The 15122-nt window shown below is 72.7% G+C and carries 15 protein-coding genes; 9 read left to right on the top strand and 6 right to left on the bottom strand.

Annotation, left to right across the window (positions count from 1 at the left end):
• The first annotated feature begins 1 nt into the window (after position 1).
• Complete coding sequence (locus ACIQMJ_RS13975; RefSeq protein WP_499761353.1) at positions 2–748, top strand: acyltransferase; 747 nt, start codon at positions 2–4, stop codon at positions 746–748.
• Here the strand turns inward: ACIQMJ_RS13975 and ACIQMJ_RS13980 are convergent.
• A complete protein-coding gene (locus ACIQMJ_RS13980) occupies positions 745–1152 on the bottom strand; it encodes a winged helix-turn-helix transcriptional regulator (RefSeq protein WP_499761354.1) in 408 nt (135 codons plus the stop codon). The genes ACIQMJ_RS13975 and ACIQMJ_RS13980 overlap by 4 nt on opposite strands.
• A 67-nt stretch (positions 1153–1219) precedes the next feature.
• On the opposite strand from ACIQMJ_RS13980, the gene ACIQMJ_RS13985 reads away from it, so the two are divergent.
• Together ACIQMJ_RS13985 and ACIQMJ_RS13990 are read left to right on the top strand one after the other, a co-directional pair.
• Entirely contained in the window at positions 1220–2158 is a 939-nt protein-coding gene (locus ACIQMJ_RS13985) for an NADP-dependent oxidoreductase (protein WP_499761355.1), read from the top strand.
• Between the two features lie 79 nt (positions 2159–2237).
• Positions 2238–5699, top strand: a complete 3462-nt coding sequence (locus tag ACIQMJ_RS13990) for an NACHT domain-containing protein (protein WP_499761356.1) — start codon at positions 2238–2240, stop codon at positions 5697–5699.
• On the opposite strand, the gene ACIQMJ_RS13995 is transcribed toward ACIQMJ_RS13990, so the two are convergent.
• Complete coding sequence (locus ACIQMJ_RS13995; protein WP_499761357.1) at positions 5696–6946, bottom strand: glycosyltransferase family 4 protein; 1251 nt, start codon at positions 6944–6946, stop codon at positions 5696–5698. The two genes, ACIQMJ_RS13990 and ACIQMJ_RS13995, sit on opposite strands and share 4 nt — an antisense overlap.
• 63 nt (positions 6947–7009) lie before the next feature.
• On the opposite strand from ACIQMJ_RS13995, the gene ACIQMJ_RS14000 reads away from it, so the two are divergent.
• The gene (locus ACIQMJ_RS14000) at positions 7010–7237 is read left to right on the top strand and encodes a hypothetical protein (protein ID WP_499761358.1); all 228 of its coding nucleotides are present in this window, start codon (positions 7010–7012) and stop codon (positions 7235–7237) included.
• On the opposite strand, the gene ACIQMJ_RS14005 is transcribed toward ACIQMJ_RS14000, so the two are convergent.
• Positions 7230–8702, bottom strand: a complete 1473-nt coding sequence (locus tag ACIQMJ_RS14005) for a 1,4-alpha-glucan branching protein domain-containing protein (RefSeq protein ID WP_499761359.1) — start codon at positions 8700–8702, stop codon at positions 7230–7232. The genes ACIQMJ_RS14000 and ACIQMJ_RS14005 overlap by 8 nt on opposite strands.
• Positions 8699–9445: a class I SAM-dependent methyltransferase gene (locus ACIQMJ_RS14010; protein WP_499761360.1), complete on the bottom strand. Its 747-nt coding sequence runs from the start codon at positions 9443–9445 to the stop codon at positions 8699–8701. The genes ACIQMJ_RS14005 and ACIQMJ_RS14010 overlap by 4 nt, the downstream gene beginning before the upstream one ends.
• Positions 9446–9761: 316 nt before the next feature.
• On the opposite strand from ACIQMJ_RS14010, the gene ACIQMJ_RS14015 reads away from it, so the two are divergent.
• Genes ACIQMJ_RS14015 through ACIQMJ_RS14025 form a run of 3 tightly spaced genes read left to right on the top strand, consistent with a single transcriptional unit; the run spans position 9762 to position 11899 of the window.
• Positions 9762–10799 carry a hypothetical protein gene (locus tag ACIQMJ_RS14015; RefSeq protein ID WP_499761361.1) on the top strand — a complete coding sequence of 346 codons (1038 nt, stop codon included), beginning with the start codon at positions 9762–9764 and terminating at the stop codon, positions 10797–10799.
• Positions 10799–10996 (top strand): hypothetical protein, encoded by a 198-nt coding sequence (locus tag ACIQMJ_RS14020; RefSeq protein ID WP_499761362.1) that lies wholly within the window; start codon positions 10799–10801, stop codon positions 10994–10996. The genes ACIQMJ_RS14015 and ACIQMJ_RS14020 overlap by 1 nt, the downstream gene beginning before the upstream one ends.
• Before the next feature lie 18 nt (positions 10997–11014).
• Positions 11015–11899, top strand: coding sequence for a hypothetical protein (locus ACIQMJ_RS14025; RefSeq protein ID WP_499761363.1), 885 nt, complete (start codon positions 11015–11017; stop codon positions 11897–11899).
• Positions 11900–11911: 12 nt separating this feature from the next.
• Here the strand turns inward: ACIQMJ_RS14025 and ACIQMJ_RS14030 are convergent, their stop codons facing one another.
• Complete coding sequence (locus ACIQMJ_RS14030) at positions 11912–12055, bottom strand: hypothetical protein (RefSeq protein WP_170232190.1); 144 nt, start codon at positions 12053–12055, stop codon at positions 11912–11914.
• A gap of 49 nt (positions 12056–12104) precedes the next feature.
• A complete protein-coding gene (locus ACIQMJ_RS14035) occupies positions 12105–12947 on the bottom strand; it encodes a DegV family protein (protein WP_499761364.1) in 843 nt (280 codons plus the stop codon).
• Between the two features lie 279 nt (positions 12948–13226).
• On the opposite strand from ACIQMJ_RS14035, the gene ACIQMJ_RS14040 reads away from it, so the two are divergent.
• Both ACIQMJ_RS14040 and ACIQMJ_RS14045 read left to right on the top strand, forming a co-directional pair.
• Positions 13227–14009: an electron transfer flavoprotein subunit beta/FixA family protein gene (locus ACIQMJ_RS14040; protein ID WP_499761365.1), complete on the top strand. Its 783-nt coding sequence runs from the start codon at positions 13227–13229 to the stop codon at positions 14007–14009.
• A gap of 14 nt (positions 14010–14023) precedes the next feature.
• Positions 14024–14983 carry an electron transfer flavoprotein subunit alpha/FixB family protein gene (locus ACIQMJ_RS14045; RefSeq protein WP_499761366.1) on the top strand — a complete coding sequence of 320 codons (960 nt, stop codon included), beginning with the start codon at positions 14024–14026 and terminating at the stop codon, positions 14981–14983.
• The last annotated feature ends 139 nt before the right edge of the window (positions 14984–15122 follow it).

A 15122-nucleotide genomic window follows, 5' to 3' on the forward strand; every position in this document is an offset into this window, starting at 1 on the left:
CGTGACGAGCATGTGGGGTGCCCCGGTGTGGACGAGGTGGCGCAGGTCGCGTCGCGACCCGGCGCAGGCCAGGTTCTTCACGCTCGCCTCGCTGCGCTGGGTCCTCCGCCACCGCGCCTACACGCCCTGGTACCTGGTGCGGTACTGGCGGCTGGTGAAGTTCCGGATCGCGAACCCGCACGTGGTGCTGCGCGGCATGGTGTTCCTGGGCAAGAAGGTCGAGCTGCACTGCCGCCCCGGCTACGGCCGGCTGGAGATCGGGCGCTGGGTGCACATCGGCGACGGCAACGCCATCCGCTGCCACGAGGGTTCGCTGCGGATCGGGGACAAGGCCGTGTTCGGCAAGGACAACACGGTGAACTGCTACCTGGACGTGGAGATCGGCGCGGCCACGCTGATCGCCGACTGGGTCTACATCTGCGACTTCGACCACGTGACGGCGGACATCACGCTGCCGATCAAGGACCAGGGCATCGTGAAGTCGCCGGTGCGGATCGGGCCGGACTGCTGGCTCGGCACGAAGGTCACCGTGACGCGCGGCACGCGGATCGGGCGCGGGTGCGTGATCGGCGCGCACGCGGTGGTGCGCGGCGACGTGCCGGACTTCAAGATCGCGGTCGGCCTGCCGGCGCGGGTGGTCAAGGACCGCCGCGCCGACTACGAGGCCGACGCCGAGCGCCGCGCCGCCGTGGCCGACATGGCCCGCAAGGCGCAGGAGGCCCTGGAGCAGTCCCGCAACGGCTCCTAGACCGGCTGCAACTCCTCGCCCGCCTTGCGGTCGTACTCCTCCTGCGCGGCGCGGATGTCGTCGATGTGGTTCTCCGACCAGGTCCTGATCGCGTCCATCAGGCTGCCGACGTCGTCACCCAGCCGGGTGAGGCTGTACTCGACCCGCGGCGGCACGCTCGGGTAGACGGCGCGGTGCACGAGGCCGGCGCGTTCCAGGTCGCGCAGCGTCTGCGTGAGCATCTTCTGGGTGATGCCGTCGAGGCGGCGGCGCAGCTCGCCGAAGCGCATGGTGCCCGGCCGCAGCGCGCCGATGACCAGGCACACCCACTTGTTGGCCAGCAGGTCGAGCACGGCCCGCGAGGCGCAGTTGCGGAGGTAGGCGTCCGCGCCGCCGTGGGAACGCAGGTCAGTGATGGTATACACAAGGTACCTATATACCGTTTAGGTGCCTTCTTCACAACAGGTACCACGGTGGCTGATCCTTTCGACCATGACGAACGAGATGCGAGCGGTTGTGGTCGAAGCCTTCGGCGGGCCGGAGGTCATGCAGGTCCGCGCGGTCGCCCGGCCGGAGCCGGCGCGGGACGAGATCGTGGTCGAGGTGCGCGCGGCGGGCGTGAACGCGTTCGACTGGCTGGTGCGGCGCCACGGCTTCTGGTTCACCGCGCCGTGGGTGCCGGGTTGGGACGTGTCCGGCGTCGTGGCGTCCGTGCCGGCGGGGGAGAACCGGTTCCGGGTCGGTGACGAGGTGTTCGGGATGCCCCACCTGCCGCGCCCGGCGGGCGCGTACGCCGAGTACGTCGCCGCGCCCGCCCGCCACTTCGCCCGCAAGCCCGCCAACGTCGACCACGTGCACGCCGCCGCGCTGCCGCTGGCCGCGCTCACCGCGTGGCAGGTCCTCACCGAGGCCGCCGAGGTCAAGCCGGGCGACCGGGTCCTGGTCCACGCCGCCGCGGGCGGTGTCGGGCACGTCGCCGTGCAGCTGGCCAAGTCGCTCGGGGCGCACGTGATCGGCACCGCGAGCGCGGCCAAGCACGACCTGCTGCGCGAGCTGGGCGCCGACGAGCTGGTCGACTACCGCACGCGGGACTTCGGCGGGCTGGCCCCCGTCGACGTGGTGGTCGACCTGGTGGGCGGCGACTACGAGGAGCGGTCGATGCGGGTGCTCAAGCCGGGCGGGGTGTACGTGGGCCTGACCGACCCCAGTCGGCTGCCGGGGCTCCGCGTCGCCGCCGAGGCGCTGGGCGTGCGCGCCGCCACGACGGCCGTGGTGCCGGACCACGCCGCGCTGGAGCACATCGCCGGGCTGGTGGAGCGCGGCGAGCTGAGGGCGATCGTCGCCGAGACGTTCCCCCTGGAGGACGCCGTGAAGGCGCACGAGGTCGGCGAGGCCAACCGGACCACCGGCAAGCTGGTGCTCACCGTCTGAGCCCGCACAACTGCGGCACGGCCGGGGTGATCGGCTGCGAGGATCGGCCGAACCCCGCCGTCCTGCCTCGGGAGCGCCCGTGTCACGACCCGACCTGTTCACGTACACGGGCGCTCTTCGCGTGCTGGGCGAGTACGAACGGCCCTGGTTCGAGAAGTTCGACATGGCGCTGGGCGGCGCGATCCTCGTCGGTGGCGCGCTCGCCGGTGCGGGCGTCCTCGGTCTGATCGACCCGAAGAACGAGGCCATGTCGTCGTTGCGGAAGGTGCTGGACGGGCTGTCGGCCAAGCTGACCGGCCTGTCCGGCGTGCACCGGCAGGAGCTGGTGTCCGCCGCGCACACCGTGATCGCGGTGAACGCGGCGTTCGACGCGTTCCGCGACCGGTTCGGTCCCGCGTTCGACCGGCTCGACGTCACCGATCGCGAGAAGTTCCGCATCCTCGGCGTCGAGCCCGCCGGGAAGACGCAGGCGGACGCCCTGCCGGCGCTGGCAGCCCTGAACGTCCCCGCGCCGGGCGCCACGCGCGGCTTCCAGCAGAACCTCGACGGGCCGCTCGCCTACTTCTTCTGGCAGACCGTGGTAGCGGTGTCCCACTTCCTCTCCGGGCTGGCGGCGTGGCCCGCCCTGTCGGCCGGGTTGGACCGAGGTCGGCACTCGGAGCTCGCGGAGAGGAGCCGCGAGCACTACGTGCACCACTACCTCGGGCTCGCCTCGGCGATCCCCGAGTTCCAGGTCTGGACCTTCATCGGGGAGCACTCGGCCACTCGCGCCGCCGTCGAGGCGGGCGACGCGCGGCTGGCCGAGGCCCTGGCCGCGCAGACCGAATCGCTGGAGCGCTTCGCCCGGCTGCTGGCGCTGTCCACGCCGGCGACGCCCCGGCCGGACCGCTCGTACCGCGCGAAGCTGGAGCGGGCGGCGCAGGCCGCGCTCGCCAAGCCCCTGCTCCGGACCGACCCGGACACCCACCCGGTCAACGCCCGGTTCCCCTCCGTGGAACGGGGTTTCGTCGCACCCCGCTACCGCGTCGCCGTGCACGACGAGAACGCCCTGCCGTCGTCGGAGCAGTGGTGGTCGTCCCACGGGGTCGAAGAGGACATCGACGCCTTCCTGGCGGCCCACCTGTCGGGTCCGGCCGCCACCGTCCGGCCCCTGCTGGTCCTGGGACATCCGGGTGCGGGCAAGTCGCTGCTGGTGGAGGTGCTCGCGGCCCGGCTGCCCGCGTCCGGGTACGCGGTGGTCAACGTCCAGTTGCGCAAGGTCGACGCCGACGACACCGTCACGGCGCAGATCGAGACCGCGTTGACCGACGTGCTCGCGGAGAAGGTCGACTGGGGCCGGCTCGCCGACGAGTGCGGTGACAGCATCCGCGTCGTGCTGCTGGACGGGTTCGACGAACTCGTCCAGGCCAGCGGCGTGACGCAGTCCAACTACATCAAGCAGGTGCGCGACTTCCAGGAGCGTGAAGCCGCCCTGGGGCGGCCGGTGGCGGTCGTCATCACGTCGAGGACCCTCGTCGTGGATCGCGCCCGCATCCCCCACGGTGTGCCGATCGTCAAGCTGGAGGAGTTCGACGACCCCCGCATCGGCAAGTGGCTGGACTCGTGGAACCACGCGAACGCGGCGACGCCGGGCTTCCGCCCGCTCGCCCTCGACGACCTGCTCCGCCACGGCGACCTGGCCCGCCAGCCGCTGATCCTGCTCATGCTCGCCATCTACGCGGCCGACGCGGAGAACAATCGGCTGGACGACGAGAACCTCTCCCGGGCCGAGCTGTACGAGCGCCTGATCGACTCGTTCGTGGTGCGGCAGGCGCGTGACAAGAGCAGGGTGCAGCCGTCCGAGGCGCAGATCGCCAAGCGGGTCAAGCAGGGCAGGTGGCAGCTGGGGGTCGCGGCGCTGGCCATGTTCAACCGGGGCCGCCAGTACGTGGAGGACGGGGAGCTGGAACGCGACCTCGCCCCGTTCACGCCGTCGCCCGAGGTGGTGCAACGCACCACGTTCGACGACCCGCTGACGCTCGCCGATCGCACGGTCGGCGACTTCTTCTTCATCCACTCGGCACAGCTGAACGAGCGCGGCGGCAAGCCCCGCCGGCGGACGTACGAGTTCCTGCACGCCACGTTCGGCGAGTACCTGATCGCCGAGGTGACGCTCACCCTGCTCGCCGTGATCGTCGCGGACCGGCAACGGCGCGAGGCGCGTCCCTTCGACGACTTCGGCCTCTTGGACGACGCCCTGCTGTACGCGCTCATCTCGCACCAGGTGTTCACCAAGAGGCCGCCGATCCTCGACTTCGCCTCCGGCTCGTTCCGCGCTCTCGACCGGGCCACCCGCACCGGCGTCCTCGACGTGCTGGACGAGCTGATCCGCTCGGTCCACCAGCGCGTGGAGCAGGACCTGCACCCGGCCTACGACCCGTCCGGCGCGACGCTCGTGTCACGGGTGGCGGCCTACTCGGCGAACCTGGTCTGCCTGCGGGTCGTCCTGGACGACCTGCCCGTGCCGCTCGCCGGGCTGTTCCCGGAGCGGGGTGGCTGGAGGTCCGCGGTCCACCTGTGGCACTCCGGGTTGGACGCCGAGGGGTGGCAGAGCCTGCACCGGATGCTCACCCTCGACTGGGACAACGGCACCGAGCACATCGTCGCCGAGGGGTCCACCGACTCCGCGCACGTGCGCGAGGCCCGGCTCTTGGGCGACCCCGTGCTCGAAGGGCTGATCCGCAGCGGGGACTTCTTCGTCGAGGGCGACATCACCCAGGACCGCCGCGAGCAGGAACTGCTGGAGAGCCTGTCCAGGTGGGTCGTCATGACCACCGGGATGGCCCGCCTGCGCAGCGTCCTCGCCTACGACCTGGAACTGCTGGAGTCGATCCTCACCGAGCTCGAAGCAGGGGTGCCGCTGAACTTCGGCGGGCGGCGGACCCTGCTCTACGCCCTGTCCCGCGAGGCGTGGCGGCTTCCCGCCGGCGCGGTCGGCAGGGCGGTCGAGTACCTGCTGCGGTACCCGCCGGACGTCGCGCTGGCGGCCGAGATGTGCTCCGTCATCTGCGCGCACCCGCGGTTGCTGGACGAACGCGGCCACCTGGTGGGCCCGCTGACCTCCTGGATCACCGGCAACCGGCACAACACCCCCGCCACCCTGACGCTGCTGTGGCGGACCCGGTCGGGCGCCGACGGCGGACGGGACGGGCTCGACGCGCTGCTGGACGCGGTGGACGCGGTCGCCCGCCGGCTCGACGGCGGCGGGTGGGGTCGCCAGATCTACTTCCCGATCGACTTCTTCGACTACCTCGCCGGCCCGGAGGCGAGGAGCTGGGTGTTCGACCAGGCGCTCCTCGTGACGTTGCGGGAGGCGTCGGAGTTCGCCCTGCGCAGGGTCGAGCCGCGGCACTTCCTGGTCGTGGTGGAGAAGTTCGTGGCCGGCGGCGCGACCGAGGACAGCGTCCTGGCCTTCGTCCGCACCTACCTCGCCGCGCACGAGGTCGAGGGCGCGTTCCCGGACCTGGCCTCGGCGCTCGCCGCGCTGCGCCGCGTGGCTTAGAGGAACGCGTTGCCGGTCGGGATCTTGGGGCGGCCCAGCGGCAGGTGGTCGCGCACGGTCGCGGAGCGGTAGACAGCCGCGGTGTCCTCGGCGATCTTCGCCCAGTCGAAGTCGGTGGCCAGGCGGGACTTCGCGGCGCGGGCGCGGCGTTGGGCGGCGGGGTGGTCGTCCAGGACGGAGCGGACCGCGCCGGCCAGGGCCTCGACGTCACCGGGGGCGAAGGACAGGCCCGTGACGCCGTCCAGCACCACCTCGCCCAGCCCGCCGGCCGTGGACGCGACCAGCGGTGTGCCGGCCGCCGCCGCTTCCAGCGCCACGATGCCGAACGGCTCGTACCTGCTCGGCAGCACGACCGCGTCCGCCGCGGCCAACGTCGCCGCCAGCGCGCGGTCCGACAGGTGGCCGACGAAGTCCACCGCGCGGCGCACCTTGTGCTTGCGCGCCTGCTCGACCAGCCAGTCCCGGTGCGTGCCCGTGCCGGCCACGACCAGCCGCGTGCCGGGGTGGGCGCGCCGGATCCGGGGCAGGGCGGCGATCAGGTCCTGCACGCCCTTCTCCCACTCCAGCCGCCCGAAGAACAGCAGCAGCGGCGCGCCCGTCGGGCCGTGCGCGGCACGTGCGGCGGCCACGTCGGACGGGCGGACCCGCCACCGGCGCGGCTCGATGCCGTTGTGCAGCACGGTCACGGTGGACGGCTCCACCTCGAACAGGTGCGCCACCTCCCGCCGCATCGCCGACGAGCACGTGATCAGCGCGTCCGCCCGGTTCGCCAGCCACCACTCGACCGAGTGCACCTGCTGGTTCAGCGTCTGCGACAGCCACCCGCTGTGCCGCCCGGCCTCGGTCGCGTGCACGGTCGCCACCAGCGGCGCGCCGCACTGCTCGGCCAGGGCGATGGCGGGGTGCGTGACCAGCCAGTCGTGCGCGTGCACGACGTCGGGCCGCCAGCCCTTCAGCAACGCCGACCCGGCCCGCGTCATCGCGTGGCCCATCGCCAGCGTCCACGCCACCAGGTCGCGCTCGAACACCAGGTGCGTCGGGTCCTCGGCCACCCGGATCAGCCGCACGCCGTCGACCTCGATGTCGGTCGTGGGGTGCGTGATCGCGTCCGTTCCCGCGGGCTGGCGGCACAGCACGACCACGTCGTGGCCCTGCGCCGCCAGGTGCCCGGCCAGCGCGTGCACGTGCCGGCCCAACCCGCCCACCACGACCGGCGGGTACTCCCAGGACAACATCAGCACGCGCATGGGCCATCCTCGCATCTCTGCACCGCTACCCTGGGATCACACGGGGGAAGTGGGGGCACGGTCATGCAGCCTTGGGTCTGGGCGGTCCTGTTCGTCGCGGTGGTGCTCGCAGTCGGGTTCGCGGTCGACCGGAGGGCCCGCGGCAAGCGCGCCGGCCTCGAACGACCGGCCGACACGAGGGGCCGCTCGAAGGCGGACCCGGTCGTGCAGGCCCGGATCGACAACCCGGGCGCGGCGGGCATCACGCGTCGCGAGCACGGCAGCGACTTCTCCGGCGGCGGCGTCAACTAGCCAGCCCCCGGGCGTCGAGCCGGCCGAACGGACCGTCGACCAGGCGGAGCTCGGCCGCCCGGTCGTGCCCGCGCCCGGCCCGCCGCAGCGCGACGAGCTCGCTGAACCGGTCCGCGTGCACCTTGGCCCGGTAGCGGGCGTAGTCGGCGGCCGAGTCCTTGGTGACCATGAACGCCCAGTCGCTGGACAGCGCCAGCAACGCCTCGCGCACGGCCTGGTCGGCGACGGGGTCACGCACCGCGCCGGACACGTCCAGCGCGAGCAGCTCCCGCTGCACCTCGGCGTTGCCCTGCACGATGTCGGCCACCTGCGGGCCGTTCCACACCTGCCAGTCCTTGCCCGAGCCCCACGAGGACGGCGGCACGTCGACCGGCGCGCCCACGTGCCCGGCCTCGACCGCGCCGCGCAGCGTCGTCACCCGCACCCCGGCCTCGGGCAGCTGCCGCAGCACCGCCTCCAGCCACGCCGGTCCCTCGTGCCACCAGTGCCCGTACAGCTCGGTGTCGTAGGCGGCGACCACCAGCGACGGCTTGCCGTGCTGCTCCTTCAACGCCCGCAGCCGCCGCACCACGGTGTCCACGAAGTCCGCCGCGTGCCGCCGCACGGCCTCGGCCGCCAGGTCCGGGTCGTAGGGCCGCTTGTCGGACGGCTCGACCTTCTTGCCGGTCACCCGGGAGGGCTTGAGGCCGCTGGGGTGGTCGTAGGTGTGGAAGTCCCGGTACGCGGGGTCCCCGGGGTAGCCGACCTTGGGCGACCAGACCCGGTACGACACCTCCAGGTCGCGTCCGAAGGCCACCACGTCGGACGTGCCGACCGGCCGGCCCGCGGCGGTGTCGCCGTGCAGCGACGGCCCGTCGACCAGGAACCGCCGCACGCCCGCCCGCGCGTAGTCGTGCTCCATGCCCGGCGCGTACGCGCACTCGGGGGCCCAGATGCCCTCGGGCGTCGAGCCGATGCGCAACGCGGTGTCGTCCAGCCCGGTGCGCAACGAGAACGCCCGCAGCACCGGGTCGAGCAACGGCTGGAACGGGTGCGCGGCCGGTCCGCCCAGCAGCTCGAGGGTCCGCGAGTCCACAAGGGACCGCAGGACCGGCGAGAAGCCGTGCCGCCACCGGGTTTCGAAGCGGTCCAGCGCCCACGCCGACGCGCGGTGCTCCCGCGCGGCCAGGTCCGGCAGCCGGAACGACGCGCTGTGCGCGCGCAACTGCCAGTTGCCCAGCCAGTCGTGCAGGCCGCGCAGGCTGTACGGGTCGTCCAGCTGGGCGGCCAGGACCGGCGTCACGCCCAGCGTGAGCACGTCCTCGCGGCCCTCGGCGGCGAACCGCTCCAGCAGGTCGACCACGGGCAGGTACGAGTGCGCCCACGCCTGGTACAGCCACTCCTCGCCGACCGGCCAGGCGCCGTGGTGCGCCAGCCACGGCAGGTGGCTGTGCAGGACCAGGCAGAACGTCCCCTCGCGCGTCACGGGCGCACCGCCACGGCCACCAGGTCCAGGCTCGCGTCCAGGTCGTCGGTGGTGACCTCGAAGTCCTCGCTGCGCACCGAGGCCACGGCGGCCAGCAGGTCGGCGGGCCACTCGCCGCCGCCCACCACGACGGCCACCTGCGCGTCGATGATCGACCCGCCGAACCGCTCGTCCAGCGCGCGCAGCGCCGGACCGTGCCGCAGGCCCGCCAGCAGCTCGACCCGCAGGCCCGCGCCGACCAGCAGCTCGTGCAGCTCGGCGGGCGCCAGCTCGCGGGTGTGGAACGGGTTGAGCGGGGTGTCGCGGCCGGGGGAGAAGGTGATCCGGTTCGGCGTGGTGACCAGCAGCCGCCCGCCGGGCCGCAGCACCCGCGCGCACTCGGCCAGGAAGCCCTCCTGGTCCCACAGGTGCTCGATGACCTGCAGGTTCGCCACCACGTCCACGCTCTCGGCGCGCAGCGGCAGCGACGCCAGGTTGCCGCGCAGCACCGCCAGGTCCGGGTACGCGCGGCTCGCGTGCGCCGAGGTCTGCTCGTCGTAGTCGAGCGCGACGACCCGCGCGGCGTGCCGGGCGATCAGCGCGGCCCCGTAGCCCTCGCCGCAGCCCGCCTCCAGCACGACCGCGCCGGTGCAGTGCCGGACCAGGTCCAGGTAGGCCGCCTCGTGGCGCCGGAACCAGTAGTTCTCCTCGGCGATCCCGGGCACGGTGCGCTCACCGGTGAGGGGCAGCGGCTCGACGGTCACCCGGCCAGCCTAGTTGCTCGTTACTCACGGGTAGCCAGCGACCGTCCGCCGGGGTGTCACTGCTTCGTGTGAATACATAGCCACTCGAATGAAGGTATTTGTTGCCCGCGGCATTGTCGGAAAGGGGGTCAGGTTCCCGGAAAATGACACTATCGGGTGACCTGCACCTGTGCCGCAGGGATCTTCCCCGAACGTGTTTGCCCTGCCAGGGCAATGCATCGAAGGCGTTCCACCAGGGTAGTCGTGGGTGGTCACGGGCCCGTTGGGTGCCTTACGCTCGGCATCCTCGGCCAATCTTCGAACGAGCGGGGCCGCCATGGGTGCGAAAGAGCCGGAGATTGTTCCGCTGCACGCGGGTTTCGACGTCGTCTACCGAGGTTTCCACCGCCGCCAGGTCATCGAGCACCTGGAGAACCTGGACGAGCAGCTCAAGTACATGTCCCTCGACCGCGCCGAGGCGCTGGCCCAGGCCGCCGACCTCCGCAAGCTGCTGGAGATGACCCGGCGCGACCTCGACGATGCGCGCGCCCGCGTCGAGCGGCTGGAGATGTCGCCCGCCACGACCTCCGGCGCGTCCGAGCGCCTGCACCGGATGCTGACACTGGCCGAGGACGAGGCGAACGACCTGCGGCTGCGCGCCGAGCACGACGTCACGGCGTTGCGCGAGCGCACCGAGGCGGAGCTGGCCGAGCGATGCCGGCAGGTGGAGGCGGAGCTGACCGCGCACCGGGCCGAGGCCGACGCGCGCGCCGCCGACCAGCGCGAGGCGGCCAACCGCCGGGCCGCCGAGCTGGACCAGCGCGAGGTCGACCTGGAGCGCAGGCAGGTCGAGGTGGAGGCGCACCTGCGGGCTCGGGCCGAGGAGGTCGAGGCGGAGTGCGCCGCGATGGTGGCCGAGGCGGAGCAGGAGGCGGACCGGGTCATCCGGGAGGCCGCCGAGCGGTGCTCGCGGTTGGAGGCCGACTCCGACGCGAAGCGCGCCAAGGCGCAGAACTTCTTCGAGCTGACCATGAACCGGCGGCGGCACGAGGCCGAGCAGCACTTCGCCGAGCAGGAGGAGCTGGCGAAGGCGCGGGCCGCGTTCCTGATCAAGCTCGCCGCCCGCGAGGCGCGCCGGCGGATCGAGGAGATCCAGCAGCAGGCCGAGGACCTGCGCGAACTGCGGCACTCGGTGGCCGCGCAGCTCGCGCAGGCCCGCGTCGCGCTCGACTCGGCGGCCGACCACGTGCCCAGCCTGATCCCGGAGCAGACGACCGTGGAGCAGGCGAGCGCCGAGCCGGTTGCCGTCGAGCCGGTTGCCGTCGAGCCGGTGCACGTCGCGCCGGTGGACGCCGACGACCGGGTCGGTGCCTGATGGCGGTCCGGCTCGCGCTGTCGGTGGTGGTGGGCCTGGCCGCGGTGTCGGGCTGCGCGTCACCAGGAGCGGAGGGCACGGGCGCGTCGGTGGTCACGCGCCCGACGAAGGCCCCGGTTCGGCCGACCGTCGCGCCGGAGGGCGGGTTTCCCAGCGGGTACGGCGAGCCGGTCACCGACGGCCCGCCGGTGAGGTGAGGGTGCGTGATGTCCGGGGTGGCCTTCGTGTTCGGGTTGTGCGCCTTGTCGTTCGCCGCGGGCTGCGTGCTGACCGCGGTCATGCTGCGCCGGGAACCACCACCCGAACCCCGGCCGGTTCCGGCGCCCGTCCCGCCGCCACCCCGGTTCGAACCGAGGTTCCCGCCGGAGGAGTACGCGACCAAGCCGATCCACCGCAACCCGGTGATGGGCCTGCCGCCCGCCCTGCCGACCCCGCGCCCGGCCCGCCCGAACCTGGTCGTCGTGCCGGACCCGGAGCCGGTCGCGGAACTGCCGGTGCGCCAGGACGCGGTGCGCCGCATGCACGTCGTCCGCCCCGCCCCGACCCTCGTCGAACCGACCGCGGCCGACGGGACCACCGAGGACCCCGCTGCGCCGAAGCCGCTCGCCGTGGTGGGCGGGGAGGCCGCCGCACGGGACGCGGAAGCCGGCGGGGGTGAGCACTCCGCCTCGGTGGCAGGACGGGGTGCTGGCGCTGTGATCGCCGAGCGCACTGCTGCCACGGAACGCGCTGCTGCCGCTGATCACCCTGTGGCCGAGGGTGTTGTGGTCGCGGAGGGTGCGGTGGTCGTCGAGGGGGTGGTGGCTGCCGAGCGCGCTGTGGCTGCGGAGGATGCTGAGGTTGCCGAGGGGGCGTTGGCTGTCGAGGGTGCTGCGATCGCCGAGCGTGCTGCGGTTGCGGAAGGTGCGGTGGCGGCCGGGCGCGCTGCTGTCACCGGGCGCGCCGAACCGGCCGGGTCGGAGGCGGAACCGGCCGGGTCCAAGGCGGAGACGGCCGTGAGTGGTGTTGCCGCTGCGCGCGTCGAGCCGGCCGAACCGGTCGACGCCGTCGCGCGCGTTCGAAGCGGCCCGCCGGAGGGTCGACCGGTGGCGGGCCGCTGAACGCCAGCGGGGTCAGCGCTTGCGGAACTTGCGCATCAGCTGCTGGGCCTTGGCCTTGTTGCGGGGATCGCGGGCAGCCTGCTTGACCTGCTCGGTGACCCTGCGGCCCTGTGGACTGCGGGCGAACGCGGCGAGCTTGCTGAACAGATTTGCCATGTCCACCTCCTTCCCTACCGGGCCAACGTTCAAACCCCGCAAGGAGTTCCTAAACCGGCGAAACGGTCACGCCCAACGCCCCGGGACCGACGTGCGCGCCGATCGCGGAGCTGACCTGGGTCACCAGGAACCGCCGCACGTTGGGCAGTTTCGCGCGCAGCTGCTCCAGCACGGTCTCCGCGCGTTCGGCCGCGTCGAAGTGCTCGACCGCGATGTCCACGGGCTCCTCGCCCGCGCGCTTGACCGCGATGTCGACCAGCTTGCGCACCGCCCGCTCCGCGCCGAGCACCTTGTCCAGCGGCGCGATCTGCCCGTCGGTCACGGTCAGCAGGGGCTTCATCGACAGCGCCGAGCCGAGCAGCGCGGCGGCCCGGCCGATCCGCCCGCCGCGCTGGAGGTACTCCAACGTGTCGACGTACAGCAGTTCGCTGCTGCGCCGCACGGTGTGCTGAGCGGCCGACATCACGCGGTTCACGTCACCGCCCGCGGCGGCCACGGTGGCGGCGGCCACGACCGCGTACCCGAGGCTCATGCCGCACGTCTGCGTGTCCACCACGTGCACCGGCACCGGGGCCTGCGCGGCGGCCTGCCGGGCTGCCTCCACCGTCTGCGAGAGCCCGGTCGACACGTGCAGCGACACGATCGCCGACGCGCCCGAGGCCGCCGCGTCGGCGTACGACCAGAAGAACGCGCCCGGGTCCGGTGGCGCGGTGGTCACGTCGAGCTGGCCGCGCAGGGCGTCCACGAGCTTGGGCACCGGCACGCGCACCTCGTCGTCGACGAAGTCGCCGATGCGCACCTGGATCTGCGCGACGGTCACCCCGAGCTTCTCGGTCAACTGCGGCGGCAGGCATGCGGTGGAGTCCGTGACAATCGCTACTCGCCGTGGCATGCGGTCGAACCTAGCCCAGCAGGGGGAGGGTCTGTAACGCTGTCGGGCGGTCCGACGACATTGTCCGAATGGCCTGAAACGCGCCAGTGAGCATCATCACCCGCCGCGGGTGCTTGCAACCGTTTGCACCTCTGCTACCGGTGGGTAACATTCGGGTGGCCGACACCACCATGCCAATGCGGCGATGACATGGCAGGGTCACGAGCAATCCGGCGACCGGGGGCAACCACCGTCGCCCACCCACGTCGCCGCCCGTCCGCAGGAGGTCGAAGAGGACCCATGAACATTGTCGTCCTGGTCAAGCAGGTGCCCGACACCTGGTCCGAGCGCAAGCTCGCCGACGCCGACCACACCCTCGACCGCGACTCCGCGGACGCCGTGCTCGACGAGATCAACGAGCGCGCCGTGGAAGAGGCGCTGCTGCTCCAGGAAGCGCACGGCGGCGAGGTGACCGTCGTCGCGATGGGTCCCGACCGCGCGACCGACGCGATCCGCAAGGCGCTGTCCATGGGCGCGGACAAGGCGGTGCACGTCTCCGACGAGGCCCTGCACGGTTCCGACGCGCTCACCACCGCCAAGGTGCTGGCCAAGGCCATCGGCACGATCGAGGGCTTCGACCTGGTGATCGCCGGCAACGAGGCCACCGACGGCCGCGCGGGCGCCGTGCCCGCCATGCTGGCCGAGCTGCTGGGCCTGCCGCAGGTGACGCAGGTGCGCAAGCTCACCGTCGAGGGCGGCACGGTCAAGGCCGAGCGCGAGACCGACGAGGGCGTCGCGCACCTCGAGGCGAGCCTGCCCGCGGTCGTCAGCGTGAACGAGAAGATCAACGAGCCGCGGTACCCGTCGTTCAAGGGCATCATGGCGGCCAAGAAGAAGCCGGTCAGCACCCTCACGGTCGCCGACCTCGGGCTGGACGCGGGCGAGGTCGGTCTCGGCGCCTCGTGGTCGCAGGTCCTGGAGTCGGCTCCGAAGCCGCCGCGCGGCGCCGGTCAGCGCGTCGAGGACTCGGGTGACGGCGGCGCCAAGATCGCCGAGTACCTGGTCGGCCAGAAGCTCATCTGAAGGCGAGGAATTCAATGTCTGAGGTACTCGTCCTCGTCGACCACGTCGACGGCGAGGTCAAGAAGGTCACCTATGAGCTTCTATCCGCCGCGCGCCGTCTCGGCGAGCCGGCCGCGGTGGTGGTCGGATCGCCCGGCACCGCGGGCAAGGTGAGGGAGTCCCTGGGTCGCTACGGCGCGACGAAGGTGTACGCGGTGGAGTCGGACGACGCCGTGAACTACCTGGTCACGCCGAAGGTGGACGCGCTCGCCGCGATCGCGGGCACCGCGTCGCCCGCCGCCGTGCTGGTGTCGGCGACGTTGGAGGGCAAGGAGGTCGCGGGCCGGCTGGCCGTGCGCCTGGGCTCCGGCCTGCTCTACGACGCCGTCGACCTCGACGGCGAGGGCGTCGCCACGCAGTCGATCTTCGGTGGCGCGTACGTGGTGAAGTCCAAGGTCACGCAGGGCGTGCCGGTCATCGCCGTGCGGCCCGGTGGCGTCGAGGCGTCCGAGGCCCCGGCGGACGCGGTCGAGCAGGCCGTGGAGCTGCCCGCCGCGAACCCGGCGCTGGTCACCAAGGTGACCGGCCGCGAGCCGATCGTCGGTGGCGACCGCCCGGAGCTGACCGAGGCGTCGGTCGTCGTCTCCGGTGGTCGCGGCGTGGGCAGCGCGGAGAGCTTCGAGGTCGTGGAGAAGCTGGCCGACAGCCTCGGCGCGGCGGTGGGCGCGTCCCGCGCCGCGGTGGACTCCGGCTACTACCCGCACCAGTTCCAGGTCGGCCAGACCGGCAAGACGGTCTCGCCGCAGCTCTACATCGCCCTGGGCATCTCGGGTGCGATCCAGCACCGGGCGGGCATGCAGACGTCCAAGACGATCGTCGCGGTCAACAAGGACCCGGAGGCGCCGATCTTCGAGATCGCCGACTTCGGCGTGGTGGGCGACCTGTTCGCGGTCGCACCGCAGCTGACCGACGAGGTCGCCAAGCGCAAGGGCTGACCTGCGCGTTCCGCACCAGGGCCGTCCCGCGTCACGCGGGGCGGCCCTCGTGCTGCCGGGGGCCTCCCCGGGGTTTAACCGACCTGCCACCGAGGCGTCACCGGAACGGCCTGCTCCCGGTCGCCAACCGGTCGGTAGA

It is taken from the genome of Actinosynnema sp. NPDC091369 (assembly GCF_044757065.1).
Taxonomy (GTDB): Bacteria; Actinomycetota; Actinomycetes; order Mycobacteriales; family Pseudonocardiaceae; genus Actinosynnema.

Excerpts from the sequence above, each read along its gene's own strand:
- ACIQMJ_RS14015 (WP_499761361.1), top strand. The coding sequence starts at position 9,762 with ATGGGTGCGAAAGAGCCGGAGATTGTTCCGCTGCACGCGGGTTTCGAC.
- ACIQMJ_RS14000 (WP_499761358.1), top strand. The coding sequence starts at position 7,010 with ATGCAGCCTTGGGTCTGGGCGGTCCTGTTCGTCGCGGTGGTGCTCGCA.
- ACIQMJ_RS14035 (WP_499761364.1), bottom strand. The coding sequence starts at position 12,947 with ATGCCACGGCGAGTAGCGATTGTCACGGACTCCACCGCATGCCTGCCG.
- ACIQMJ_RS14045 (WP_499761366.1), top strand. The coding sequence starts at position 14,024 with ATGTCTGAGGTACTCGTCCTCGTCGACCACGTCGACGGCGAGGTCAAG.
- ACIQMJ_RS13995 (WP_499761357.1), bottom strand. The coding sequence starts at position 6,946 with ATGCGCGTGCTGATGTTGTCCTGGGAGTACCCGCCGGTCGTGGTGGGC.
- ACIQMJ_RS14030 (WP_170232190.1), bottom strand. The coding sequence starts at position 12,055 with ATGGCAAATCTGTTCAGCAAGCTCGCCGCGTTCGCCCGCAGTCCACAG.
- ACIQMJ_RS14020 (WP_499761362.1), top strand. The coding sequence starts at position 10,799 with ATGGCGGTCCGGCTCGCGCTGTCGGTGGTGGTGGGCCTGGCCGCGGTG.
- ACIQMJ_RS14040 (WP_499761365.1), top strand. The coding sequence starts at position 13,227 with ATGAACATTGTCGTCCTGGTCAAGCAGGTGCCCGACACCTGGTCCGAG.
- ACIQMJ_RS13985 (WP_499761355.1), top strand. The coding sequence starts at position 1,220 with ATGACGAACGAGATGCGAGCGGTTGTGGTCGAAGCCTTCGGCGGGCCG.